This is a genomic window from Benzoatithermus flavus (genome assembly GCF_037908215.1).
In the GTDB taxonomy this organism is placed as follows: domain Bacteria; phylum Pseudomonadota; class Alphaproteobacteria; order Geminicoccales; family Geminicoccaceae; genus Benzoatithermus; species Benzoatithermus flavus.
Genome location: NZ_JBBLZC010000016.1, coordinates 15,547 through 38,196, shown reverse-complemented (window position 1 = coordinate 38,196; position 22,650 = coordinate 15,547). Strand labels below are relative to the sequence as shown.

Sequence of the window (22,650 nt, the reverse complement as noted above, 5' to 3'; positions counted from 1 at the left end):
GATCCGTTGTTCCTTTCTCACGAGGCCTCGGGTCCGGGCCGTGGCCCGCCTCACAGGCGATGGCCGGCGGCGAGGATCTTCTTGAGGAACGCCTGGGTGCGCTCGTGCTGCGGCCGAGTGAAGATCTGGTCCGGCGGGCCTTCCTCGACGATCCGCCCGCGGTCGAAGAACAGCACCCGGTCGGCGAAATCGTGGGCGAAGCTCATCTCGTGGGTGACGAGCAGCATGGTCATGTCGGTCGCGCGCGCGAGACGGTGCATGACGTTGAGCACCTCCTCGACCAGCTCGGGGTCGAGGGCCGAGGTGACCTCGTCGAACAGCATGATCTTGGGCTGGAGCGCCAGGGCACGGGCGATGGCGACGCGCTGCTTCTGCCCGCCCGAGAGCTGCGCCGGCTTCGCATCCGCCTTCTGTGCCATGCCGACCATCTCGAGCAGCTCCATGGCCCGACGCTTGGCCTCGGGCTTGGAGGTCCCCTTGGTCAGCATCGGGGCGAGCGTCACGTTCTCGAGCACGGTCATGTGCGGAAACAGGTTGAAGAGCTGGAACACCATGCCGATCTTGGCGCGCATCTTGTGCAGATGCCGCTCGTCGGCCGGCACCAGCGCGCCGTTTCTCGGCATGTGCCAGAGCTCTTCGCCCTCGATACGGATATGACCACCGCTGATGGTCTCGAGGGTCATCAGGATGCGCAGGATCGTGGTCTTGCCCGAGCCCGATGGCCCGATCAGCGCCAGCTTTTCGCCGGGCTTCACCGTGAAGGAGAGCTCGTTCAGGACCTCCAGGTGTCCGAAGCTCTTCGACACCCGGTCGATCTCGATAATCGGTATCGCCATGCCATCCCTGACCCGCTCGAGGCGTCGGTTCAGACATTGGTATGTTTAATGCCCAAAATCAGGTCAATTCAAAAATAATATCATGACAATTATTGGGCTCTTTGGCTCAGCCCGATGTCAGCCGGTTCAGATGGCGAGCAGCGTCGGCTCCGGCCTGCTGCGGTGGAGGTCGGCGACGATGCCGAGGCCCGTGCGCAGCTCGGCTTCGCTGGTCGCGCCGATCGCGATACGCACTGCCGGCCAGCCTGGTCCGGGGCTGGTGGCGAACGAAACCCCGGGCGCGATCGCGACCCCGTGCAGCCGGGCCTGGGCGACGAACTGGTCCTCGCGCATTCCCGGCGGTAGCGGCAGCCAGACCTGCAGGCCCTCGGGGTGCGCGCTGTAGGGCAGGTCGCGGAGGATATCGGCGGCGATCTTCTGTCGTTGCCGCAGGGCCGTGCGCTGCCAGCCGACCAACGAGAGCGCCGTGCCGTTTTCGATCCAGCGCGCGGCGATCTCGGCCAGGAGCGCCGTCGCCATCCAGTTCGTGACGAGATGGCGGTTGGCGGCGGCCGGGATCAGTTGGTCGGGAACGACCAGAAAGCCGGTGCGAAGGCCGGGCATCACGCATTTGGTGAGACTCGTGAGGTAGAGCGTGCGCTCCGGCGCCAGTGCCGCCAGCGGCGGCAGGTCGCTCTCGATCAGCGGTCCCCAGGCGTCGTTCTCGATGATCTGCACCTGGTGGCGTCGCGCCAGCTCGACCAGCTCGGCCCGGCGAGCGGCGCCCATCAGCGCCGAGGTGGGGCTGGCCGCATTGGGGTGAACAAAAAGCGCGTTCACCTCGCCCTCGCGACACGCCCGTTCGAAGGCCTCGGGCAGCACACCTTCGCGATCGATCGCCAAGCCCGCGAGCCGCAGACCGAGATAGGAGCACAAAGGGACCAGCGTGTGATGGCCAATCTCCTCGGTGACCACCATGCCGCCCGGACGAGCGACCGTCATCAGCGCCATGGTCATGGCCGAGGTGGCGCCGTTGGTGACGATCACGTTCTTGGCCGCGGTCTCGAGCCGGCAGTGACAGAGCCAGTCCACCGCCAGGGCTCGGTGGCGGGCCAGCGCGATGTTGGGCCGGAACGCGAGCGCCACGCTGGCTGGCAAGTCGGCGGCGAGTTCCGCAAGTGCCGCCTGCATCCGCTCACGGTGCATCGCCTCGCTCACCGGCTTCAGGATCGAGAGATCGACGATCTCGCGGATCCGCTCGGGAATGAAGGGCGGCTCGGGTTCGGCCTTGAGCGGACGCACGAAGGTGCCACGGCCGACCTCGCCTACCAGCAGGCCCTGGCGGATCAGCTCCGCATAGGCCCGGCTCACCGTCTGTACGCTGATGCCGAGCCGATCCGCCAGGGCGCGATGCGTCGGCATTGGGCTGCCCGCCTGCAGCGTGCCATCGGCGATGGCCCGGCTGATCTGGCCGGCCAGTGAGAGATAGACCGGGCGATGGAGGTCGGCAGGATTGGGCATCCATTTTGTCATGAGAGTTGCATGAGCAAAATCACGCCAATTGACAACAATTTTTCCGCCTCCCGCCGACCAGGCGAAGCTGCCACGAAGGGGAAGGCTGCCAACCTCTCGATCCGTAGAGGCCGCGAAACAGTGCCGCCGGCCGGCAGTAGGTTTGAACCATGCCGGGATTTCCGGAGGCTCCAAGATTGGGAAGGATGGAGCCGTGGGAACGAGGGAGCCAGCAAGACCGAGCTCGGTGGAGCGGCGCGAGTGCCGGGAAGGGCGACCGTCATCCGGTGGCATCGCGGCATGTTCGACGGGTGCACCGGGCCGCCCCGGGACGAGCGGGAGCGCCCGAAGGCGGGCGCACACGAGGTTCGGTGCAGCTGCTGTGGAGGGTATCGGCGTCAGCCAGACCGGCAGTCCGCGAGCGCACTCCCACCGAGAGCAGCGTGACCTGCCGGATGAACCGCTAAGCCTGCAGCCCGGTGCGGAAGGTTCGCAACAGCCAATCGCGGAGCAGCAGCACGTCGGCCGATGGGTGTCGGCCGCGGCGCGGCGTCAGCAGGAAATGGCGCTGGTCGTGGCGCAGCGCGATACCCGGCGGAACCATCACCCGGCCCGCGGCGGCATGGAGCAGCGTGAGATCGCGCGAGATCATGGCCGAGCCGATCCCGGCCGCCACCATCTCGAGCGCGATCACGGAGGTGTCGACCGAGACCCCGCCATCGATGCTGCCTTCCGGCCAGCCCAGCTTGCGCGACAGGTCGATCCACAGGTTCTCGCAGCCGAGGATGTGGATCGGCCGCCGCGCGACGATCGGCAGGAGGTCGGATGCCGGGTCGTCGCCGAACCGGGTGTCCGGCGGACAGACCGGCACCGAGACGGGTGCGGACAGCGGCTCGACGTCGAAGCCGTCCCATCTTCCGTCGCCGTAACGGATGTCGAGGTCGATCCGATCGTCGTCGAGATCGTCGCTCCAGATCGAGGAATAGACCCTCAAGCCGATGTCGGGGTGCGCCGTACGGAAGGCCTCGAGCCTGGGCGACAGGCATAGCGCCGCGAAGCTGACCGAGCAGCGGATCGTCAGGCTGCGCCTGCCGCTCGAGCCGAACAGCCCGACGGTGGCGACCGACAGCTCGTCGAGCGCCTTGCGCACCGCGGGGGCATAAGCCCGCCCGACCGTCGTCAGGCGTACGCCACGCGGCAGCCGTTCGAACAGCGCGAACCCGAGATGGGACTCGAGCGCCTTGATCTGCTGGCTCACCGTTGCGGGGGTGAGCCCCAGCTCCTGCGCCGCCTGGGCGAAGCTCAGATGGCGCGCGGATGCCTCGAAGGTGCGCAGCCAGACGAGAAGGGCAAGCGGGTAAGCCATGGCCCATGGCTAAAGCAGAATACCCCCTTTGGCTACTTTGATATTGATTGTCTGCAACGATCCCGGGCGGCAGCCTGCTCGACGCGAAGGCCGCGGCGGCGGTTCCGGGGAGGCAACCCGGTGGGCGAGTTCGACTACATCATCGTCGGTGCGGGGTCGGCGGGCTGCGTGCTCGCGGAGCGGCTCAGCGCCGACCGCTCGAAGCGGGTGCTCCTGCTCGAGGCCGGCGGCAGCGACCGCCGTTTCCGGATCCGGATGCCGATCGGCTACGGCAGGACCTTCCACGATCCCGCCGTCAACTGGCGCTACACGACCGAACCCGACCCCGGCCTCGGCGGCCGGGCCGCCTACTGGCCGCGTGGCAAGGTGGTCGGCGGCTCGAGCTCGATCAATGCCATGGTCTATTGCCGCGGACTGCCCGGCGATTACGACGACTGGCGCGACGCCGGCAATCCGGGCTGGGGCTGGACCGACGTCGAGCCCGTGTTCCGCTCCTTCGAGCGCCGCATCCGCCGCGACGGGTCGCAGCACGGCGACGGCCCTTTGTGGGTGTCCGATCGCGAGCCCGAATACCATCCGATCAAGCGCCACTTCTATGCTGCCGCACGGGAGCTCGGCCTGCCCGTCGTCGACGACCTCGACGGCAGCGCACCCGAGGGGGGCATCGGCGCTTACGCGGTCAACACACGCAAGGGGCTGCGCTGCTCGGCCGCAGACGCGTTCCTGCGCCCGGCTCTGGCCCGATCCAACCTCGTGCTGGCGATCCACGCCCGGGTCGAGCGCGTGGCCATCCGTGGCTGCCGGGCGGTCGGGGTCGACTACGTCCAGGGCGGCCGGCGCCGCCAGGCCACGGCGCGGGGAGAGGTCGTGCTCTGCGCCGGTGCCGTCAACACGCCGCAGCTCCTCCAGCTCTCCGGCATCGGGCCGGGCGACCTGCTCCAGCGGCTGGGCATTCCCGTGGTCCACGCCAATGCCGCGGTCGGTGGAGGGCTGCAGGATCATCTCGGCATCAGCTACTTCTATCGGGCAACCGAACCCACCTTGAACCAGGTGCTCGGGACCTGGCCCGGCCGGCTCGCCGCCGGCCTGCGCTATCTGCTGACGCGCTCCGGTCCGCTCAGCCTCGGTGTCAACCAGCTCGGCGGCCTGGTCCGCACCTCGCCCGGGGCGAGCCGGCCGAACACCCAGCTCTATTTCAACCCGGTCAGCTATTCGATCGAGCATGCCGGCAAGCGGCCGCTCCTGAAGCCCGACCCTTACCCGGGCTTCATCATCGGTTTCAACACCTGCCGGCCGACCAGCGTCGGCCGGATCGACATCGCGTCGCCCGAGCCCGAGCGGCCGCCCCGCATCACGCCGAACTATCTCTCGACCGACCGGGACATCGAGGACGTGATCGCGTCGGCACGCCTGATCGGGCGCATCCAGGAAACCGAGGCCATGCGGGCCCTGGTCGCCGACCGGCCGGTATTCGACCCGGCGCGGGCGAGCGACGAGGAGATCCTCGCGGATTTCCGCGCCCGCAGCGGGAGCGTGTTCCACGCCTGCGGTACCTGCCGGATGGCCCCCGAGTCGGCCGGCGGCGTGGTCGACGGCGAGCTGCGCGTGCACGGTATTCGGGCCTTGCGTGTCGTGGACGCGTCCGTGTTCCCGAACATCACTTCCGCCAACACCCACGCGCCGACCCTCATGGTCGCCCACAAGGCGGCCCGGCTCATCGCGGCCGGATGACGGGAGAACGAAGCCGATGATGCGGATCGCCAGGCTCGAGACATTCTCCAACGAGTTCGTCTGCTTCGTCCGGCTGACCACCGACACCGGTGCCGTCGGCTGGGGCCAGACCTCGACCTACAACGCCGACATCACGGCGACCATCTTCCATCGCCAGGTGGCGCCCTGGGCGCTCGGCGCCGACGTGTCCGACGTCGACGCGCTGGTCGATCGCATCGAGGAGCGCGAGCACAAGTTCCCGGGCAGCTATCGTTGCCGCGCCATCGCCGGCCTCGACACGGCGCTGTGGGATCTGCGCGGCAAGCTCGAGGGCAAGCCGGTGGTCGAGCTTCTGGGCGGCACGCCCCGGCGGCTCCGGGCCTATGCCTCGTCGATGAAGCGCGACATCACCCCGGCCGAGGAGGCGGCACGCTTCGTCCGCCTGCGCGACGAGCAGGGGTTCGATGCCTTCAAGTGGCGGATCGGTGCCGAATGCGGCCGCGATGTCGACGAATGGCCCGGGCGCACGGAGGCGATCGTGCCGATCGTGGCGCGAGCGCTCGGCCCGAACGTCGCGAAGCTGGTCGACGCCAACAGCGGCTTCTCGCCGAAGCGTGCGATCGAGGTAGGCCGGCTCCTGGAGGCCGAAGGCATCGGCCACTTCGAGGAGCCCTGCCCCTACTGGAAGCTCGAGGAGACCAGGCAGGTCGCGGACGCGCTCGCGATCGACGTCACCGGCGGCGAGCAGGACTGGGATCTCGGGACCTGGGCACGGATGATCGAGATGCGGGCGGTCGACGTCGTGCAGCCCGACATCATGTACATGGGCGGGCTCGCGCGCACGCTCCGCGTCGTGCGGATGGCCGCTGCCGCCGGACTGCCCTGCACCCCGCACAGCGCCAACCTCTCGCTCGTGACGATCTGCACGATGCACCTCCTCGGCGCCATCCCGAACGCGGGCAGGTATCTCGAGCTTTCGATCGAGGGTCCCGACTATTATCCCTGGCAGCAGGGGCTGTTCCTGGGCGACCCCTTCGCGGTTCGCGACGGGCAGGTCGAGATCCCGTCGGGGCCGGGCTGGGGGGTGGAAATCTCGCCGGTCTGGCTCGACCGGGCAGCCTACCAGGTCAGCGAGCTGACCTCGTGACGAGCGCTGCCGCCTTCGCTGCCGCCCATGTCGAGGACGGGTCGGTGCCGCGGCTGGTCGTCCGGGGATCGGCTCGCGACCCGCTGATCGGCCCGCTCACCTCGCAGGCCGAACGGCGCCGCGTCGGCCATCTTACGAATCTGGCGCCGATCGATGCCGATCTGGCACGGCCGGCTCCGGTCGGATAGACTGACCTCTTGGGCCGGTCCGAGACGAAGGCTGCCTGCGCAGCCCGTGACCTCGGTGAGGAGCTCCGGCCATAGCTCCCTGGGGGCGGCGCATGACCATCGGCACGGCCGGACGGGGCAGGATCGCTTCATGAGCCCGCAGCCCGAGCCTTTCACGCTTCGCGTGCCCGAGGATGCGATCACCGATCTGCGCGAGCGCCTCGCGCGCACGCGCTTCCCCGACCAGACGCCGGGACCGCCCTGGACCTACGGCACGGACGTCGGCTACATGCGCGGGCTGGTCGCGTACTGGCGGGATGGCTTCGACTGGCGGGGCCAGGAGGCGCGGCTGAACGCCTTCCCCCAGTTCAAGGTTCCCCTGCACGGCATCGACCTCCATTTCCTCCACGTTCCCGGCAACGGGCCGGCACCTTTGCCGCTCCTGCTTCTGCATGGCTGGCCGGGCTCGGTGTTCGAGTTCCTCGAGCTGATCCCGCGCCTTGCCGACCCGGCCCGCTTCGGCGGCGATCCGGCCGATACGTTCACGGTGGTGGCACCCTCGTTGCCCGGCTTCGGCCTGTCGTTCGCGCCCGGACAGCCGCGCTTCTCGGTGGAGGCGATGGCGGACTGCCTCATCGGGCTGATGACCGACGTCCTGGGCTACCGGCGCTTCGGCGCACAGGGCGGCGACTGGGGCTCGTTCGTCGCATCGCGGCTCGGCTGGGCCTATCCCGCGCACCTCGTCGGCATCCACCTCAACCTCCTCCCTTTGCGCCGCGATCCCGCGATGGTCGCGGACCCTGCACCCGAGGAGCATCGCTATCTCGGCGAGCTCGCGATCTGGCTCAAGGAGGAGACGGGCTATCAGTGGATCCAGGGCACCCGACCGCAGACCCTCGCCTTTGCCCTCACCGATTCGCCGGCGGGGCTCGCCGCCTGGATCGTCGAGAAATTCCGCGCCTGGTCCGACTGCGGCGGCAATGTGGAGGCGGTGTTCACGAGGGACCAGCTTCTGGCCAACATCGGCCTCTATTGGTTCACAGGAGCGATCGGCTCCTCGTTCTGGCCTTACTACGCGCGCCTGCATGGGCCGTGGCCGATCCCGGAGGGGGCTGCGATCGGCGTGCCGACCGGCTACGCCGAATTCCCGCGCGAGATCCTGCGTCCGCCACGCTCGCTGGCAGCGCGCACCTTCATCGACATCCGCCGCTGGAGCGCCATGCCGCGCGGCGGGCATTTCGCGGCGATGGAGCAGCCCGAAGCACTGGCGGACGAGATCCGGGCGTTCTTCCGCCCGCTGCGCGGTCAGGGCTGAGCCCGGTGCGCCGAAGCGATCCGGAAAGGGAAGTCGTCATGAAAGACACACCAGCGCGACCGGTGCGGGAAGCGTGGGCTGCCGGCCGGCCGGCGCGCAATGCGTGGCTGACCATTCCCGACGCACATCTCGCCGAGATGGTCGCTGCGCGCGGCAGCGTCGAGGCCGTCACCCTCGACCTCCAGCACGGTCTTTTCGACCTCGGCACCGCGGTCCATGCGCTCCGTGCCGTCGCGGCCCATGGCAGGGCCCCTCTGGTCCGTCTGCCGGACATCGATGCGGCCGTGACCGGGTACGTGCTCGACGCGGGGGCCGCCGGTGTCATCGCCCCCATGGTCGAGAGCCCCGCCGAGGCCGAGGCGCTGGTGGCGGCCTGCCGCTATCCGCCCCGTGGCCGGCGCTCGCACGGGCCGACCCGTGCCGCGCTGCGCCCCGATGCGGATGTATTCGCTGCGGCCGAGCAGGTGGTGGCGTTTGCGATGATCGAGACGCGGACGGGACTCGAGCGTTGCGAGGAACTCGCCGCGGTGGACGGCCTCGACGGCCTGTTCGTCGGCCCCGGAGACCTCGGCCTGTTGCTCGGGCTCGGGGCCGGCCAGGACCGCGATGAGCCCGAGCTCCAAGAAGCCTTCGCCCGCGTCCTCGCCGCCTGCCGCCGGGCCGGGAAACGGATCGGGATTCATGCCGCTAGTGCGCGCTATGCGGCGCGGATGGCCGCCTCGGGCTTCGATCTCGTGACCCTGTGGGTCGATGCCGTCGCGATCTCCGCGACGCTCGCCGCGGCAGCCGAGACCTGGGCGCAGCAGGCCCGATCGTCGTCGGGCAGCGGCAGCTAGCGCGGCGCGTGGGCGGCGGGGCGGCGGCCGGTGAGCCAGCCGGTCCAGCGGTCGAACGTGGAGCGGGCGCGGCCGATGCGCATGACGTCCTCGATGCGGCGGTCGAGGAACGCCCAGGTGTCGGCGCTACCCTCCGAGTGGTCCTCGAGCCAGTAGAGGAAGGTCGCGATCAGCACGGCCGCGAGGCTCGCCCGGCGCGAGTAGTAACTGAAGCCCTCCGCGGGCTCGCCGCCCAGGCCCGCCGCCTGCCACATGCGATCCACCGTCCGCCACAAGGCTCGCCCGGCCTCGGCGACGTTGGTCGGAAAGCCGTGTGCCACCGCGGCGCGACGCATGGCCTCGCGGTGCGGAGCCAGGAGCTCGAGCCTCGTGCGCACGAGAAGGGCGATGCGCCGGCGCACGGGCAGCCGCTCCAGCTCTTGCGCCGATACCGCCTCCAGCATCCGGCGATCGGCCCAGTCGTCGAGCCAGGCGAGCAGGCTGTCGCCGCCCTGCGGGAACAGACGCCGGGCGGTCGCCGGATCGAGGCCGGCATCGGCCGCCGCGTTGATCAGCGTCCGCCGGCTCCAGCCATCGAAGGCGGCATGCAGGAGCGCCGCCTCCAGAACACGATCCTTGAGCGCGCGGCGCTCGGCGACGGCGTCGGTCATCTCCGGTCTCCACCGCGTTCCAGCCACTCGGAGAGATGGGGAACCTCGTCCGTGAAGGCGAGGGCCCGCAGGTCCGTCATGCGCATGGGATAGAGAATGCCGTCGAGGTGATCGACCTCATGCTGCAGGACCCGGGCGAAGAGCCCTTCCGCCTCGCCGGCGACGGGAGCGCCGTGCCGGTCGAGCGCCCGATAGGCGACGCGACGCCAGCGCGGGACGAGGCCGCGCAGATCCGGAATGGAGAGGCAGCCCTCGAAGGCGAGTTCGCGCTCCTCGCCCAAGGGGGTGAGTTCCGGGTTGATCAGGACATGGGCGCGAGCGCTGCCGCGCTCGCTGCGGTCGAGGATCTCGAGTGCTGTGATGACCCGGACGCTCTCGTGGACCTGGGGGGCAGCGAGGCCGATCCCATCGGCGTCCGCCATGGTCTCGAGCATGTCCTCGATCAGGGTCTGCAGCTCGGGCCTGTCGACCTCGAGCACGGGTTCGGCCCTGGTCAGCAGCACGGGCTGGCCGAGGCGGGCGATCTTGCGCAGCGTCATGCCGCTCTGATAGCCCAGAGCAGCGGAAAGGAACAGGTGCGCGGTCCCGCTTGGCGAGCCGCCGCGGCCGTGCTATATCCGCGCTCAGCCCTCGGCCGAGGGAACAGTTTTTGTCGTCCTGTTGTCATCAGCTTGGGAGTACGAGCCATCGTCGAGGTTCAGGTTCGCGACAACAATGTCGATCAGGCGCTGCGCGCGCTGAAGAAGAAGATGCAGCGCGAAGGCCTCTACCGCGAGATGCGTATGCGGCGGCACTACGAGAAGCCGTCCGAGCGCCGGGCGCGCGAGAAGGCGGAAGCCGTGCGACGGTACCGCAAGCTCCTGCGCAAGCGGGCCGAGCGCGACGAGCTTTAGGCTCCTCGCGCAGGTGGCAAGCGATGACAACGACGCCCGGGTCGCTTCGGCCCGGGCGTTGCTGTTATTCGGGGTCGTCCAGCGCAGGCCACTCCACCTCGTCCTCACTCACGAGGCAGCCGCGCATCGAGGGGCCCACCGTGTGGACCCGTTCGGGATCGCCGCAGACGAGATGGTGCCAGCGCGGCAGATCGTGGCCGAAGGCGACGAGTCGGTAGGCGCAGGTGTGCGGCAGCCAATTCAGCGAGCGGACGTTCTCGGGCGTCACCTTGACGCAGTCGGGCACGCGCTCCTGACGGTGCTCGTAGTCCTTGCAGCGGTGCGTGCAGAGGTCGAGCAGCCGGCAGGCGGCGTCCGACAGCGCTATCTCGCCGGTATCCACGTCCTCGACCCGGATCTGGCAGCACAGCCCGCAACCGTCGCAAAGCGACTCCCATTCGGCCTCGGTCATCTGCTCGATCGGCTTCTCGCGCCAGAAATAGGAACGCTGCTTGCGATTCGTCCGGCAGGTCAAGGGTAGTCTCTCGACGGTCAGGTGTGCCCCGAGACGGGGCGGGGCCGGTAGGGTTCTTCGAGGAAGGCGCGGGTCTCGGCGTCGAGCGTGATCTCGAGCGCTCCCAAGGCGTCCTTCAGATGGTGCGGCTTGGAGGCGCCGACGATCGGCGCGGTGACGCCCGGAACACCCAGAACCCAGGCGAGCGCCACCTGGGCCGGCTTGACGCCGAGTCGGCGCGCGATCTCCTCGACACGCTCCAGGATCGTGTAGTCCTGCTCGGAGCCGAGGCCAAGCGCTTGCTGGTAGGAATCGGTGCGGGCACGGGTGGTGGAAGCTCCCTCCCTGGGCTTGCTGCCGGCGAGAAAGCCGCGGGCCAGAGGGCTCCAGGGTGTGACCGCGATCCCCTCGGACCGGCAGAGAGGAAGCATCTCGCGCTCCTCCTCGCGGTAGACGAGGTTCAGATAGTTCTGCATCGAGACGAAGGGGGCGAGGCCTCTGGCGCGCTGCAGGCCCAGCATCTTCATGAACTGCCAGGCCCACATCGAGGAGGCGCCGAGATAGAGCGCCTTGCCGGCCTTCACCACGTCCGAGAGCGCTTCCACCGTCTCCTCGACCGGGGTCGCGTAGTCGAAGCGGTGGATGATCCAGAGATCGACATAATCGGTGCCGAGGCGCTTCAAGGACGCGTCGATCGCCTCCATGACGTGCTTGCGCGAGAGCCCTCTTTGCGTCGGCTTCGGGCCCATCGGGTTGTAGAGCTTGGTCGCGATCACCACCTCGTCGCGCCGCGCCATGTCTTTGAGCGCTCGGCCCAGGATCTCCTCGCTGCGCCCGAGGCTGTACATGTCGGCCGTGTCGAAGAAGTTGATGCCGGCCTCCAGCGCCTCCTTGATGAAGGGACGGCTCGCCGCCTCGTCCAGGACCCACTCGCGCCAGCCCGGATCGCCGTAGGTCATGCAGCCGAGGCACAGCCGCGATACCTGCAGGCCCGTATTGCCGAGACGGACATACTCCATGGCCTATCCCTCCTCCTCGCTGTCCGGCCGCATCGGCCGTTCCGGCCGACAGCGCTGAGATAGGCCGACGGCGGGACGGGAGAAACCCTCATTCGTGCAGCGAAGCCTCGCGAAGAGCGCTCATGCTCACCATCCGAGGCACGGCAGAGGTGCCGGCGGGGACTGCATCTCGCAAGGTGACGGCTCGAGCAATGGATAACGCGCCAGTTGAGGGAATCGGGTGCGACAATTACCATGACAACGAGGTGATACCCCGAGATGGATTTGAAATAATTCCAAGAAGAATATCTCTCTGAAATTGTTCCAAATTGACTGCGGCAAAGTTTCGTTTGCCCCGGATGCATCCGGATGCTACAGGCTGGCCGGACCGCGAGAGTGAGTGCCTGATGATCGTCTGCGTGTGCAACGGCTTGCGCGACAAGGTCTGCCGCGAGACCGCCGCGAGCGGGGAGGCTCGCAACGTCGGTTGCATCTACCGGCTGAACGGCTGTCAGGTCCGCTGCGGCCGCTGCGTGCCGATGATGCGCGAGATCTTCGCGGCCCACGCCCCACAGCCGCCGGTCTCCGGAAGCTGCGCCGCCTGTGCTCGCGAGGAGACCGTCGCCGTCCCGACCGCGGCTGCCGCTTGACAGACCGGAACTTCGGGTTAGCTCCTAGCTTCCTCAGCGCAGCAGCCAGGGAAGCTCGGCATGGTAAGAAAAGCGCTCACCGGTGACCCGAAGGTGCTGGCCGCCCTGAACGAGGGCCTCAAGGGCGAGCTGACCGCGATCAACCAGTACTTTCTGCATGCGCGCATGCTCCAGGACTGGGGCTTCCACAAGCGCGGCAAGGCCGAGTACGAGGAATCGATCGAGGAGATGCGGCACGCCGACCGGCTGATCCAGCGCATCCTGCTCCTGGGCGGCCTGCCGAACCTCCAGGACCTGGGCAAGCTCTACATCGGCGAGAATCTCAAGGAGGTCATCGAGTGCGATCTCCGCCTCGAGCTCGAGGGGATCGCCCAATATCGAGCCGCGATCAAGATTTGCGAGGACGCCAACGATTTCGTCACGCGCGATCTCCTGATCGACATCCTCGAGGACGAGGAGAGGCACCAGGACAACTACCGCACCGACCTCGACCTCATCGATCAGATCGGCATCGAGAACTTCGGCCAGAGCCAGGTCTGAGCCGGTCCGGCGTTGCGTCGCCTGCGGAGCTTCTGCGCGTTCGGTGGCCTTGAGCGACCCCTCATCCTGGTTCAGCCTAGCCCGGATCCGAGGAGGAGTTGAGGCATGCACAAGGTCAACGGCAACGGCGCTCCGATTCCCGCGCTCGGCTTCGGCACCTGGGAGCTGCGCGACGCTCAGGCGCGGCACATGGTCGAGGCGGCGCTCGAGATCGGCTATCGCCACATCGACACGGCGCAGATGTACGGCAACGAGGCCGAGGTCGGGGCAGCGCTCCGCGCTTCGGGGTTGAAGCGGGACGAGCTGTTCGTCACCACCAAGATCTGGCCCGACCGCTTTCGGAGCGGTGATCTGCAGCGCTCGGTCGTAGAAAGCCTCGAGAAGCTTCAGCTCGACGCGGTCGATCTCCTGCTTCTCCACTGGCCCAACCCCGATGTGCCGCTGCCCGAGACCATGGTGGCGCTGAACGATTGCGCCGAGCGCGGCTGGGCCCGGCACATCGGCGTCAGCAACTTCACCGCCGCCATGCTCGTCGAGGCGATGCGGCTCAGCAGCCACCCGCTCGCGACCAACCAGGTCGAATACCATCCTTTCCTGAGCCAGCGCACGGTGCTCGAGGCCTGCCGGACGAACGGCATGGCGCTCACCGCCTATTGTCCCCTCGCCCGAGGCCGGGTGTTCGAGGACCCGACCCTCGCCCGGATCGCGCAGCGTCATGGCAAGACGGCGGGGCAGGTGGCGCTGCGCTGGCTCGTGCAGCAGGAGGGAGTCGTGGCGATCCCGCGCTCCTCGCGCGTCGAGCACGCCCGTGCGAACTTCCAGATCTTCGACTTCAGCTTGAGCGAGCCCGAGATGGTCGAGATCGCGGCTTTGGGCAAGCCGGAGGGCCGGATCGTCGCCGTCGGCGGTTCCGTGCCGGCATGGGATCCCACCTGAGCGGATCCACCGGCTGGGTGCTCCAGACGGCGGCACGGCTTGCTGCGCCGTTCCGGAGCGCTCGCCCCGGAGGCATACGGCATCTTCTCAACCTTTGGGCGATTGAGGCGCCCAAGCCACAGATTCGAACCGGCACGATCGGCGGAATGGCTAGGTGTTCACCTCTAGCGTGGTCACAGCGACACAATATCCGTGTTGATTAAGCAACGAAAAATGCAAGAGCCTCTGCCTGAGGCAAGTTGACGCAGGTCGGCGATATACCGGTCGTCCCGGGTTGTGCATGTGGCTGCTGTGGTTAACGTCCCGCGCACGTCGGAGAACGACAACAACCACAGGAGACCCTCTGCATGCGACGGCCTCTCGCCGCTGCTCTGGCCTGCGTGTTCGCGATCGTCGCCCCGATGGCCGCCCGCGCCGGCGCTGACGAGCCCGATCCTCGCGCGGTTCAGGCTCTTGCATTGACCATGTACCACGAGGCCAAAGGGGAGGGGCGCAAGGGCATGCTCGCCGTCGGCTGGGTGGTTCTCAATCGCATGGCCGACGAGAGCTTTCCCAAGACGGTGCAGGAGATCGTCTACCAGGGCTGCCAGTTCAGCTGGGTGTGCAACGGCGAGGCCGGACCGCCGACCGAGCGCGGAGCCTGGCGGCAGGCTCTGGCACTCGCGGAGCGGCTCCTGAAGGAGCCGCCGGCCGATCCGACGCATGGGGCGTTGTGGTTCAACGGCGCCGATGTCGGCCACACCGTTCTCGGCGACAAGATCGCCGCCTCGACGCAGATCGGCCGTCACCTCTTCTATGCCCGGGCCGATCGGCTGCCCAGGCCGCAGCGCAAGCCCTATGGCGCCGTCATGTGGGCCAGTCGCTGATACGGAGCCGGCGGCACCCGGACCCCGTGCTGCGTCGGCGACGACCGACGCAGCAGAAGCGCCGACCCCTCGGAGTCCGGACGCGAGAGATCAGCTCGTGGGTCCCCAAAGGGCCTTGTACCGGGCCGAGGACAGCGGGTTCGCATCCGCCGGGTAGAGCTGATACGAGCCCGTCGGCGACGTCCCGTTGAAGTAGGCCTCGTAGGCGATCGAGGCGGCATTGGCCCGGAAGAACCGGAACATGTTCTCGACGAACAGCGGATTGTCGACGCCGGGCCTGGCGCAGGCGGTGCTGGGACCACCGATACCCCACTCGGGCACGGAGAGCCTCTTGCCCTTGGACCTGGCGTAGGCCAGCCACTTGCCGAGCCCGTACGGGCTGCCGGTCGTGGTGTTGTACGAGTTGTAGCGCTTGTCCCAGTCGGCCTGGGTCAAAGCCGGCGGGCAGCGGTCGTAGTACTGCACGCCGATGATGTCGACGTAGTCGTTGCCGGGATAGATCTGGTCGACGTGGTAGGGCAGGTTGCCCTGTGCTCCCATGTTCCAGTCGAAGCTGAAGGACTGCCCCGGCACCGTGCGCAGGACTTGGACCCAGCGGCGGAAGCAGCCCTTGAAGGGACCAGCATCGCCCGCGACTCGAATCGCCCAGGGGAAGTCGCCCATGCGGTTGGCCTCCCAGCCCAGCCGCAGGATGGCGTTGCCGGCCCCTTCCATGACGATATCCTGGCCGATCTCGCGGATGTGGGCGTCGAAGGCGCCGTTGGCGCACTGGGCGAGCTGGCCGCGCGCGCTCTCGGGCAGGAGGCCGACCGCGAGCACCGGCTGGGCACCGGCGGCCACATAGCCGCTGACCCAGGCGAGCTGGGTCATCTCGGTCCAGCCGTAGCGGATGGTGAGATAGCCCGTGCGCACGTCGAGGCGGCGGCCGCGATAGGCCTCGAAGGCGTCGGGGCTGCCGGTGCCGCCCGAGGCCCACGGCAGGCCGGAGAGGCTGCCCTTGTAGGCGAACTTCGGTAGGGTGGATACTTTCGTCGCGGACGCGACCGCCGCCATGATCACTGTCGGGCCGTTAGCCTCCGACGAGCTGCTGCCGGCCAATTCGGGCAGCGCGAGGGTAGATGAGGCCGGCGGTCTCGGGTCGAGGAGCGCCGGAGCCGTCGGCTGGCCGCCGGTTGCCGCCAGAGCAGCCGTGGCAGTACTGGCCAACAGCAAGGTCGAGAGCAGGGCCGACACGCGTGTGCGACTGCCCTCGCTGGGGAGTTTTCTCCCCCGCAGCATGCATGGCATTGTTTCTTTTCCTTGAGGCGTTTCTTCGCTTGCGCCCGGTTTCTTTCAGGCGAACACGCGCGATTCATACATCAACCAAAAGGCGCTGACGAGTCGAAATTCGCATCGAGGTAGAATAACATCTAACGTCTTGCTCGTTTCGAGAGGGGCGGGACGGGAGAGCCCATCACCTCGAGCGGCTGTGGCGGCTCTGGCAGCCGCGGATGCGCGAGCACGTTACGCACGCGCGTGCCCTGCCCCGAATCGCGGGGGAGGCCAGACTCCGGGGTTGACAAAAGGTCGGGCCGGCGTGCTTGAGCGCGCATGACCTTGCTCGTCCTCACCGTCTTCGTCGCCGTGTATCTCGGCATGGCGCTCGGTCGCTGGCCTGGGCTCATGATCGACCGCACCGGCATCGCGCTCCTCGGCGCCATCGTGCTCGTCCTCGCTGGCGCCATCAGCCCGGAGGAGGCGCGAAACGCGATCGACGTGCCCACGCTCGTCGTCCTGTTCGGGCTCATGGTGCTCTCCTCGCAGTTCGCGGCCTGCGGCTTCTATGCCTGGTGCTCGCGACGGCTGGCGCTGAGCCCTGCTGGCCCGAAACAGCTGCTCCTGCTCACCGTGACAACAGCAGGCCTGCTATCGGCCGTGCTCGCGAACGACGTGGTCGTGTTCGCCATGACGCCGATGCTGGCCACGGGCCTGCTCAGGCGTGGGCTCGATCCGCGACCGTTCCTGATAGCGCTCGCCGCGGCCGCCAATGCCGGCTCGGCCGCCACGATCATCGGCAATCCGCAGAACATCCTGATCGGCCAGCGCGGCCATCTCGACTTCTGGGCATTCCTCGCCGCCTGCGGTCCGCCCGCAGCGGTCGGCATGGCCGTCAGCTACCTCGTGGTGCTCGCGGTCTGGCGCAGGCGCTTCGTCCTCCAGGACCCGCGCTCGCGCCACGGCCTGCCGGAGCAGGTGCCCGCTCCCGACCGTGGCGGGCTCCTGAAGGCGCTCGTCGCCACGGCAGCGCTTCTCGTTCTGTTCGCGACGCCATTGCCGCAGGCGGAAGGGGTGCTGCTGGTCGCCGGCGTGCTCCTGGTGAGCCGCCGCCTCTCGACCAAGCGTATCTTGGCCCTGGTCGACTGGCACCTCCTGATCCTGTTCGGCGGCCTGTTCGTGGTGACGCACGCCCTGCAAGCGACCGGCCTGCCGGCATGGCTGGTCGAGATGCTGGCGCGCGCCGGAGCTCCACTCGCCGAGCCCTGGCTGCTCGGCCCGCTCACGGTGCTGGGCTCGAACACGATCGGCAACGTACCGCTCGTGGTGCTGCTCTTGAAGGTGCTGCCGGCCCCGACCCCCGACCTGCTCCATTTCCTCGCCGTGGTCTCCACGCTCGCCGGCAACCTGCTCGTGGTCGGCAGCCTCGCCAACATCATCACGGTCGAGCGGGCGAAGGAGGTCGGCGTCGAGCTGGGCTTTCTCGAGCATGCGCGCTGCGGCGTGCCGATCACCCTCCTCTCGCTGATCGCGGCCTCGGGGTGGCTGGCGCTGATCGCGAGCGGCTGAGGTCCGGATCCCGCTCCGTGCTCATTTCCAGCGCGCCGGCCAGCGCCGCTTGGCGCACAGCCACTGCTCGGGCGTCTCCCTGATCCAGCGCTCGAACATCCGGTTGACCTTGAGGATCATGTCCCGCGCCGTCTCGTCCGGAGGAAGGTCGGGCTCGGGCCGGATCGGCTGGAAAAAGGTGATGACGAACCGGGCCCCCTGCAGCCGCTGCACCCGGACCGGGATCAGCGGCAGACCCAGATGCAGCGCCAGCTTCGCGGGTCCCACGCTCGTCGTCGCCGGTATGCCGAAGAACGGGATCTCCTCGCCCCTGTCGTAGCGCTGGTCCATGAGGATGCCGAGGCTCCGGCCCCGCTGCAGCTCGCGCAGCATCTGCCGTCCCGCCTGCCGGACCTCGAGGAAGCTGCAGCCGATCGCGGCGCGCCACTGCTCGATCTTGGCCTCGAGCGTGGTGTTCTTCTGCCTGGCGTAGATGACGGTGAGCGGCAGGCCGGACCAGGCCAGGGCCACGGGCGACACGTTCCAGTTGGCGAGGTGCGCCGAGACGAAGATGCCGGGCTTTCCTGTGCGGCGGACCAGATCGAGGCCGCCCAGGTCGACGACCCGGATCCGCCCTTCGGCAGGGTCGCAGATCCGTGGCAGGTATGGGTACTCGGCGATGGTCCGGCCAATCTGCCTCCAGGTGTGCAGCGCCATATCCTCGATCCGGTGCGGCAGCCAATGCGGGAAGGCGATGCGGAGGTTGCGCGTGATCTGCTTGTGCTTGACCGTGTGCGGCCCGATCAGCCGGCCGATCTGGGCACCCAGGTCCGATGCCTTGTCCGGATCGCGCGCCTCGGCCAGGCGCCAGATCCGCTCGAGCAGGCCGGCTTCGATGCCCCAGAGCGCATCGCGCAGCGCCGGCACGTGGCCGAGTGGCCGGGAGAGCGCCTTCATGAGAAAGAGCTGCGTCACACGCAACCTCCATCGACGATGCTGGAAGGCAGCCGACCGGTCGGGAACTGGCTGGCCCTCCGGCTAGATAAGGATCGCGCACCCGCCCGAGGATGCGACGGAAGTCACACGCCCGTGTACGAACCGTGCCCCGTCAGGCCGCGGCCGTCGCGAACCGCGGCGCTGGCTCCTCGATGATCGGCATGTGGACCAGAGCCGCGAACAGGCCGAGCGCCACGCCCATCCACCAGACCGCGTCGTAGGAGCCGTAGCGCTCGTAGAACAGACCGCCCAGCCAGATGCCGAGGAACGAGCCGATCTGATGGCTGAAGAACACGATTCCGAACAGCATCGCCATGTAGCGGGTGCCGAACATGACCGCGACCAGACCCGAAGTGGGCGGCACGGTCGAGAGCCACAAGAGCCCCATGGCGACCGCGAACAGGATCACACTTGCGGGTGTCACCGGCAGGAGCACGAACAGCACTATCACGAGCGCGCGCAGCCCGTAGATTCCGGTGAGCAGCCAGCGCTTGCTGAAGCGGCCGCCGAGCACGCCCGAGACATAAGAGCCCATGATATTGCCGAGCCCGATGATCGCGATCGACCAGGCCGCGAGTTGCGGGCTGACGCCGGCGTCGGTAAGGTAGGGCGGCAGGTGGACGGTGATGAAGGCGACGTGGAAGCCGCAGACGAAGAAGCCCGCGACCAGGAGCTGGTAACTCCTGTGGCCGAAAGCGTGTGCGAGCGTTCTTTTGAAGCCGAGATCGACCTCGCCCCTGGCGGTCCCTTGGGCCGGACCCGACGCCATGGCAGTCGCGAGGAGCGGCACCACCACCACGCCGGCCGCGAGCAGGAAGAGAGCGGTCTGCCAGCCGTAGGCCAGGATGAAGGCCTGTCCCAGGGGCGCCATCAGGAACTGACCGAGGCTGCCGGACGCCGTGGCGATGCCCGTAGCCCAGGAGCGCTGCTCGGGCGGGACACGGCGAGCCAAGGCCGCTATGACGATGGTGAAGGAGGCACCAGCGAGCCCGAGGCCGATCAGCACGCCGGCCGAGAGATGCATCGCGAGCGGCGTGCCGGCCACCGCCATCAGCGCCACGCCTGCGGCATAGAGCAGGCTGCCCGCGGCCAGCACGCGAGCGCTGCCGAACCGGTCGGCCAAGGCACCGGCGAAGGGCTGGCCCGCACCCCAGAGCAGGTTCTGAATCGCGATCGCGAGCGCGAACACCTCCCGGCCCCAGCCATGAGCTGCGGAGATCGGGGCTGTGAACAAGCCGAAGCTCGCCCGGATGCCGAAGGTGAGCAGTGCGATGAGGCAGCCGCAGACGACCACGACGGCAGGTGTGCGCCAGCCCGCTCCGGAACCGATCACAGAAGACGACGACGGCATACCAACCTCTCTCCTCACTGCGCCGCGACAGGCACCAGCGTGGCGGAACCTAGCCCACCCGCGGGTGCAAGGCGATGCCGATTACCGCATGACCTCGCGCGGCCGCCTGCAACGATCGGGGGGCGGCGCGAGGCGGCCGGGGCAGGAAGCAGCGAGCGATCTCGAGGGGAGAGATGATGGTCCCGCTCGATCCTATCCTGCGCGCCGCCGTGATGACCCGTGCCGCTGCCTGTCGGGCACGCATCCCCGCCTTCACGGCCCGGCATTTCGGCCTCGCCGGCGCGTGGCGGCTGCATCGGGAGGCGCTGGGGCTCGATCTCCTGCGGGCCCCGCTCAACGTGCTCCTGGTCGGTCCGGCCCTGTTCCTGCGCATCGCCGCCATGCTCCTGCGGCGGCTCGGTTTCGCCCGGTCGGGCACTCGGCTCGAGCGCCGCAACCCGTTTCTCGAGACGCGCCTCGCGCGCCGGATCGCGGACCTCGTGCTGAGCGAGCTCCTGCGGATCGACGAGGCGACCGTGGACGCGCCCGCTTCGCGGGAGCGTGCGCATCATCTGATCGCCGAGTACGTCGCGGCGCGTCACGCCGTGGCGGAGTTCGCGGCAGCACTCGTGGCGCTGGCGGCGGGGCTCGTCCTCGTGCAGGCGCTCACACCCGGCGCCATCTCGCTCGGGCCAATACTGGCCAAGGAGATGGCGCAGCGCGAGGCGGTCGAAGGTTTCTGGCTCGGATCTGCCTTGGGCGGCCTCTATCATGCCTGGTTTCCAGCAGATGTGAGCTGGACCCGGACCGTGGCGACGACGTTCGCGGTCATGATCGGCTTCGCGCTCCTCGCCACCTTCACGGGCCTCGTCACCGACCCGCTGCAGGAGCTCTTGGGTCTGCATCGACGGCGGCTCCGGCGGCTGGTCGACACGCTCGAGCGCGTGGCGCTGGGCGAGAGCGAAGCCAGCCTCGCTCTGCCCGATCCCTGGGTCGCCCGCCTCGTCGACCTCGCCGACGCGGTGCTGATGGCGATGCGTCTCACGCGCTAGACCTGTCGGGCGCGATCTGCTCATCTCTCGGTAGCGAGACGCGAGGAGGGAGGAGCGGATGGCCGAGGATGTGCCCGGCGCACTTCGGCGCTGCGGGCGATGCACGGCCCGGTCCATTCCTCGGCGATGGACGAAATCATGCCGCGGCTCGACCGGCACTGCCGCGCCTTCGTCGAGCTGTCGCCCTTCCTGGTGCCGGGCACCTCGGCGGGACGAGCAGCCAGGACGTCTCGACACGCGGAACCCCTATCGAGTAGCCGCCCATGCTCACCGTCTATTCCGAGGATCACGCGCTCCAGGACGGCAAGGCCGAGCTGATCGATGGTCAGCTCCTGCCTTGCTTCGAGATGCCCCGCCGCGCCTTTTTGATCCGCGACCGCGTGCGCGAGGTGGGCCTGGGCGAGATCGTTCCGCCCGAGGATTTCGGTCGGGCGCCCATCGAGCGCGTGCACGACCCGGATTTCGTCGCGTTCCTTGCCGGAGCTTGGGACGAGTGGGCCGCGACGGGACGCACCTGCGACGCGCTTCCCTGGACCTGGCCCATGCGCACGCTGCGGCAGATCCGACCCCGGCGGATCGATGGCCTGATGGGCTATTACAGCTTCGATGCCGGCACGCCGATCACGGCCGGCACCTGGCGCGCGGCCTATGCCAGCGCGCAAACGGCGCTTACGGGTGCGAGGCTGATCGCCACCGGCGAGCAGCGGGCCGTGTTCGCCTTGTGCCGCCCGCCCGGTCACCATGCCGCCGCCGATCTCTATGGCGGCTACTGCTTCCTCAACAACGCCGCGATCGCGGCGCAATTCCTGATCGACGGCGGGGCCGAGCGGGTCGCGATCCTGGACGTGGACTATCACCACGGCAACGGCACCCAGGCCATCTTCTACGACCGGCCCGACGTGCTGTTCCTCTCGCTCCACGGCGACCCCGCCCAGGAGTTCCCCTATTATCTCGGCTGGGGCGACGAGCGCGGGGCGGGAGCCGGCGAGGGCTTCAACGTCAACTATCCGCTGCCTTGGGGCACCGGTTTTCCGGCCTGGGGCGAAGCATTCGAGGATGCGTGCCGGAAGGTGGCCGCTTATGCGCCCGACGTGCTTCTGGTTTCTCTCGGTGTGGACACCTACAAGGACGACCCGATCTCGAAGTTCAGGCTCGAGAGCGAAGATTTCGCCACCTACGGCGCCAGGATCGCGCGGCTGGGCCTGCCGACGCTGTTCGTCATGGAGGGCGGCTACGCCGTCGAGCAGATCGGCATCAACGTCGTCAACGTGCTGACCGGCTTCGAGGAGGCCCGAGCCCGCTAGCCCTCGAGATCGAGGACCCGCCCCCGCCACGCCTCGCCCGAGAGGATCCGCGGCCGCCTGCGGCGGTCGCCGCCCATGGCCGGCAGCCCGCGCTGCAGGCGGGTGAGCACCGGCGCGTAGCTCGTCGGGCGCATGGTTGCGAACCGGCCGGCGAGCAGACGGTCGATCAGCCACTGGGGCAAGACGGAGAGCGGATCATGGGTCGGTGCCATGGCAACCCTCGAGAGCTGCGGTCGGCGCTGTCCTGAGGGCAGTCTGCCCACACCGGCGGC

At 68.5% G+C, this 22,650-nt stretch carries 24 protein-coding genes; 13 read left to right on the top strand and 11 right to left on the bottom strand.

The annotated features are described in order from the left end of the window. Positions 1-50: 50 nt before the first annotated feature. The 3 genes from ehuA to U1T56_RS15745 form a co-directional block, all read right to left on the bottom strand. Entirely contained in the window at positions 51-836 is a 786-nt protein-coding gene (gene ehuA, locus U1T56_RS15755; protein ID WP_418160440.1) for an ectoine/hydroxyectoine ABC transporter ATP-binding protein EhuA, read from the bottom strand. A 126-nt stretch (positions 837-962) separates the two neighbouring features. Further along, positions 963-2,348: a MocR-like ectoine utilization transcription factor EhuR gene (gene ehuR, locus U1T56_RS15750; RefSeq protein ID WP_418160505.1), complete on the bottom strand. Its 1,386-nt coding sequence runs from the start codon at positions 2,346-2,348 to the stop codon at positions 963-965. 442 nt (positions 2,349-2,790) lie between these two features. Beyond that, entirely contained in the window at positions 2,791-3,693 is a 903-nt protein-coding gene (locus U1T56_RS15745) for a LysR family transcriptional regulator (RefSeq protein ID WP_418160439.1), read from the bottom strand. A 120-nt stretch (positions 3,694-3,813) separates the two neighbouring features. On the opposite strand from U1T56_RS15745, the gene U1T56_RS15740 reads away from it, so the two are divergent. The 5 genes from U1T56_RS15740 (at position 3,814) to U1T56_RS15720 (ending at position 8,868) form a co-directional block, all read left to right on the top strand. After that, positions 3,814-5,424 (top strand): GMC family oxidoreductase, encoded by a 1,611-nt coding sequence (locus tag U1T56_RS15740; RefSeq protein ID WP_418160438.1) that lies wholly within the window; start codon positions 3,814-3,816, stop codon positions 5,422-5,424. Positions 5,425-5,443: 19 nt separating this feature from the next. Then, positions 5,444-6,550 (top strand): mandelate racemase/muconate lactonizing enzyme family protein, encoded by a 1,107-nt coding sequence (locus U1T56_RS15735; protein ID WP_418160504.1) that lies wholly within the window; start codon positions 5,444-5,446, stop codon positions 6,548-6,550. Continuing rightward, positions 6,547-6,738 carry a hypothetical protein gene (locus U1T56_RS15730; RefSeq protein ID WP_418160437.1) on the top strand — a complete coding sequence of 64 codons (192 nt, stop codon included), beginning with the start codon at positions 6,547-6,549 and terminating at the stop codon, positions 6,736-6,738. The genes U1T56_RS15735 and U1T56_RS15730 overlap by 4 nt, the downstream gene beginning before the upstream one ends. Before the next feature lie 130 nt (positions 6,739-6,868). Next, complete coding sequence (locus U1T56_RS15725) at positions 6,869-8,032, top strand: epoxide hydrolase family protein (RefSeq protein WP_418160436.1); 1,164 nt, start codon at positions 6,869-6,871, stop codon at positions 8,030-8,032. Positions 8,033-8,070: 38 nt separating this feature from the next. Continuing rightward, positions 8,071-8,868, top strand: a complete 798-nt coding sequence (locus tag U1T56_RS15720; RefSeq protein WP_418160435.1) for an HpcH/HpaI aldolase family protein — start codon at positions 8,071-8,073, stop codon at positions 8,866-8,868. Here the strand turns inward: U1T56_RS15720 and U1T56_RS15715 are convergent. Then, a complete protein-coding gene (locus tag U1T56_RS15715; RefSeq protein ID WP_418160434.1) occupies positions 8,865-9,518 on the bottom strand; it encodes a COQ9 family protein in 654 nt (217 codons plus the stop codon). The genes U1T56_RS15720 and U1T56_RS15715 overlap by 4 nt on opposite strands. Further along, positions 9,515-10,057: a peptide deformylase gene (def, locus tag U1T56_RS15710; RefSeq protein ID WP_418160433.1), complete on the bottom strand. Its 543-nt coding sequence runs from the start codon at positions 10,055-10,057 to the stop codon at positions 9,515-9,517. Before def ends, U1T56_RS15715 begins: the two co-directional genes overlap by 4 nt. A gap of 147 nt (positions 10,058-10,204) precedes the next feature. On the opposite strand from def, the gene rpsU reads away from it, so the two are divergent. Beyond that, positions 10,205-10,411: a 30S ribosomal protein S21 gene (gene rpsU, locus U1T56_RS15705; RefSeq protein ID WP_418160503.1), complete on the top strand. Its 207-nt coding sequence runs from the start codon at positions 10,205-10,207 to the stop codon at positions 10,409-10,411. A gap of 64 nt (positions 10,412-10,475) precedes the next feature. On the opposite strand, the gene U1T56_RS15700 is transcribed toward rpsU, so the two are convergent. Next, positions 10,476-10,925, bottom strand: a complete 450-nt coding sequence (locus U1T56_RS15700; RefSeq protein ID WP_418160432.1) for a YcgN family cysteine cluster protein — start codon at positions 10,923-10,925, stop codon at positions 10,476-10,478. Positions 10,926-10,942: 17 nt separating this feature from the next. Beyond that, positions 10,943-11,923, bottom strand: coding sequence for an aldo/keto reductase (locus U1T56_RS15695; protein WP_418160431.1), 981 nt, complete (start codon positions 11,921-11,923; stop codon positions 10,943-10,945). 386 nt (positions 11,924-12,309) lie between these two features. On the opposite strand from U1T56_RS15695, the gene U1T56_RS15690 reads away from it, so the two are divergent. The 4 genes from U1T56_RS15690 (at position 12,310) to U1T56_RS15675 (ending at position 14,894) form a co-directional block, all read left to right on the top strand. Beyond that, the gene (locus tag U1T56_RS15690) at positions 12,310-12,552 is read left to right on the top strand and encodes a (2Fe-2S)-binding protein (RefSeq protein ID WP_418160430.1); all 243 of its coding nucleotides are present in this window, start codon (positions 12,310-12,312) and stop codon (positions 12,550-12,552) included. 60 nt (positions 12,553-12,612) lie between these two features. Then, positions 12,613-13,092, top strand: a complete 480-nt coding sequence (gene bfr, locus U1T56_RS15685) for a bacterioferritin (protein WP_418160429.1) — start codon at positions 12,613-12,615, stop codon at positions 13,090-13,092. A gap of 105 nt (positions 13,093-13,197) precedes the next feature. Continuing rightward, on the top strand, positions 13,198-14,028 hold the full coding sequence (locus U1T56_RS15680; protein ID WP_418160428.1) for an aldo/keto reductase: 831 nt from the start codon (positions 13,198-13,200) through the stop codon (positions 14,026-14,028). Between the two features lie 347 nt (positions 14,029-14,375). Then, positions 14,376-14,894 carry a cell wall hydrolase gene (locus U1T56_RS15675; RefSeq protein ID WP_418160427.1) on the top strand — a complete coding sequence of 173 codons (519 nt, stop codon included), beginning with the start codon at positions 14,376-14,378 and terminating at the stop codon, positions 14,892-14,894. 90 nt (positions 14,895-14,984) lie between these two features. Here the strand turns inward: U1T56_RS15675 and U1T56_RS15670 are convergent, their stop codons facing one another. Continuing rightward, the gene (locus tag U1T56_RS15670) at positions 14,985-15,947 is read right to left on the bottom strand and encodes a glycoside hydrolase family 26 protein (RefSeq protein WP_418160426.1); all 963 of its coding nucleotides are present in this window, start codon (positions 15,945-15,947) and stop codon (positions 14,985-14,987) included. A gap of 537 nt (positions 15,948-16,484) precedes the next feature. On the opposite strand from U1T56_RS15670, the gene U1T56_RS15665 reads away from it, so the two are divergent. Then, on the top strand, positions 16,485-17,717 hold the full coding sequence (locus U1T56_RS15665) for an ArsB/NhaD family transporter (protein WP_418160425.1): 1,233 nt from the start codon (positions 16,485-16,487) through the stop codon (positions 17,715-17,717). Positions 17,718-17,738: 21 nt separating this feature from the next. Here U1T56_RS15665 and U1T56_RS15660 read toward each other — a convergent pair whose 3' ends face one another. Next, entirely contained in the window at positions 17,739-18,671 is a 933-nt protein-coding gene (locus U1T56_RS15660; protein WP_418160424.1) for a lysophospholipid acyltransferase family protein, read from the bottom strand. Positions 18,672-18,804: 133 nt separating this feature from the next. Continuing rightward, complete coding sequence (locus U1T56_RS15655) at positions 18,805-20,043, bottom strand: MFS transporter (RefSeq protein WP_418160423.1); 1,239 nt, start codon at positions 20,041-20,043, stop codon at positions 18,805-18,807. 173 nt (positions 20,044-20,216) lie between these two features. Between U1T56_RS15655 and U1T56_RS15650 the strand changes: the two genes are divergently transcribed. Together U1T56_RS15650 and U1T56_RS15645 are read left to right on the top strand one after the other, a co-directional pair. After that, the gene (locus U1T56_RS15650) at positions 20,217-21,074 is read left to right on the top strand and encodes a DUF6635 family protein (protein WP_418160422.1); all 858 of its coding nucleotides are present in this window, start codon (positions 20,217-20,219) and stop codon (positions 21,072-21,074) included. A gap of 263 nt (positions 21,075-21,337) precedes the next feature. Continuing rightward, the gene (locus U1T56_RS15645; protein ID WP_418160421.1) at positions 21,338-22,378 is read left to right on the top strand and encodes a histone deacetylase family protein; all 1,041 of its coding nucleotides are present in this window, start codon (positions 21,338-21,340) and stop codon (positions 22,376-22,378) included. On the opposite strand, the gene U1T56_RS15640 is transcribed toward U1T56_RS15645, so the two are convergent. Next, on the bottom strand, positions 22,375-22,590 hold the full coding sequence (locus U1T56_RS15640) for a hypothetical protein (protein WP_418160420.1): 216 nt from the start codon (positions 22,588-22,590) through the stop codon (positions 22,375-22,377). The genes U1T56_RS15645 and U1T56_RS15640 overlap by 4 nt on opposite strands. Positions 22,591-22,650: the final 60 nt, after the last annotated feature.

Coding starts and splice junctions, on each gene's coding strand:
- ehuA (WP_418160440.1), bottom strand. CDS start 836: ATGGCGATACCGATTATCGAGATCGACCGGGTGTCGAAGAGCTTCGGA.
- ehuR (WP_418160505.1), bottom strand. CDS start 2,348: ATGACAAAATGGATGCCCAATCCTGCCGACCTCCATCGCCCGGTCTAT.
- U1T56_RS15745 (WP_418160439.1), bottom strand. CDS start 3,693: ATGGCTTACCCGCTTGCCCTTCTCGTCTGGCTGCGCACCTTCGAGGCA.
- U1T56_RS15735 (WP_418160504.1), top strand. CDS start 5,444: ATGCGGATCGCCAGGCTCGAGACATTCTCCAACGAGTTCGTCTGCTTC.
- U1T56_RS15725 (WP_418160436.1), top strand. CDS start 6,869: ATGAGCCCGCAGCCCGAGCCTTTCACGCTTCGCGTGCCCGAGGATGCG.
- U1T56_RS15720 (WP_418160435.1), top strand. CDS start 8,071: ATGAAAGACACACCAGCGCGACCGGTGCGGGAAGCGTGGGCTGCCGGC.
- U1T56_RS15715 (WP_418160434.1), bottom strand. CDS start 9,518: ATGACCGACGCCGTCGCCGAGCGCCGCGCGCTCAAGGATCGTGTTCTG.
- def (WP_418160433.1), bottom strand. CDS start 10,057: ATGACGCTGCGCAAGATCGCCCGCCTCGGCCAGCCCGTGCTGCTGACC.
- U1T56_RS15695 (WP_418160431.1), bottom strand. CDS start 11,923: ATGGAGTATGTCCGTCTCGGCAATACGGGCCTGCAGGTATCGCGGCTG.
- U1T56_RS15690 (WP_418160430.1), top strand. CDS start 12,310: ATGATCGTCTGCGTGTGCAACGGCTTGCGCGACAAGGTCTGCCGCGAG.
- bfr (WP_418160429.1), top strand. CDS start 12,613: ATGGTAAGAAAAGCGCTCACCGGTGACCCGAAGGTGCTGGCCGCCCTG.
- U1T56_RS15680 (WP_418160428.1), top strand. CDS start 13,198: ATGCACAAGGTCAACGGCAACGGCGCTCCGATTCCCGCGCTCGGCTTC.
- U1T56_RS15675 (WP_418160427.1), top strand. CDS start 14,376: ATGCGACGGCCTCTCGCCGCTGCTCTGGCCTGCGTGTTCGCGATCGTC.
- U1T56_RS15670 (WP_418160426.1), bottom strand. CDS start 15,947: ATGGCGGCGGTCGCGTCCGCGACGAAAGTATCCACCCTACCGAAGTTC.
- U1T56_RS15665 (WP_418160425.1), top strand. CDS start 16,485: ATGACCTTGCTCGTCCTCACCGTCTTCGTCGCCGTGTATCTCGGCATG.
- U1T56_RS15655 (WP_418160423.1), bottom strand. CDS start 20,043: ATGCCGTCGTCGTCTTCTGTGATCGGTTCCGGAGCGGGCTGGCGCACA.
- U1T56_RS15650 (WP_418160422.1), top strand. CDS start 20,217: ATGATGGTCCCGCTCGATCCTATCCTGCGCGCCGCCGTGATGACCCGT.
- U1T56_RS15645 (WP_418160421.1), top strand. CDS start 21,338: ATGCTCACCGTCTATTCCGAGGATCACGCGCTCCAGGACGGCAAGGCC.
- U1T56_RS15640 (WP_418160420.1), bottom strand. CDS start 22,590: ATGGCACCGACCCATGATCCGCTCTCCGTCTTGCCCCAGTGGCTGATC.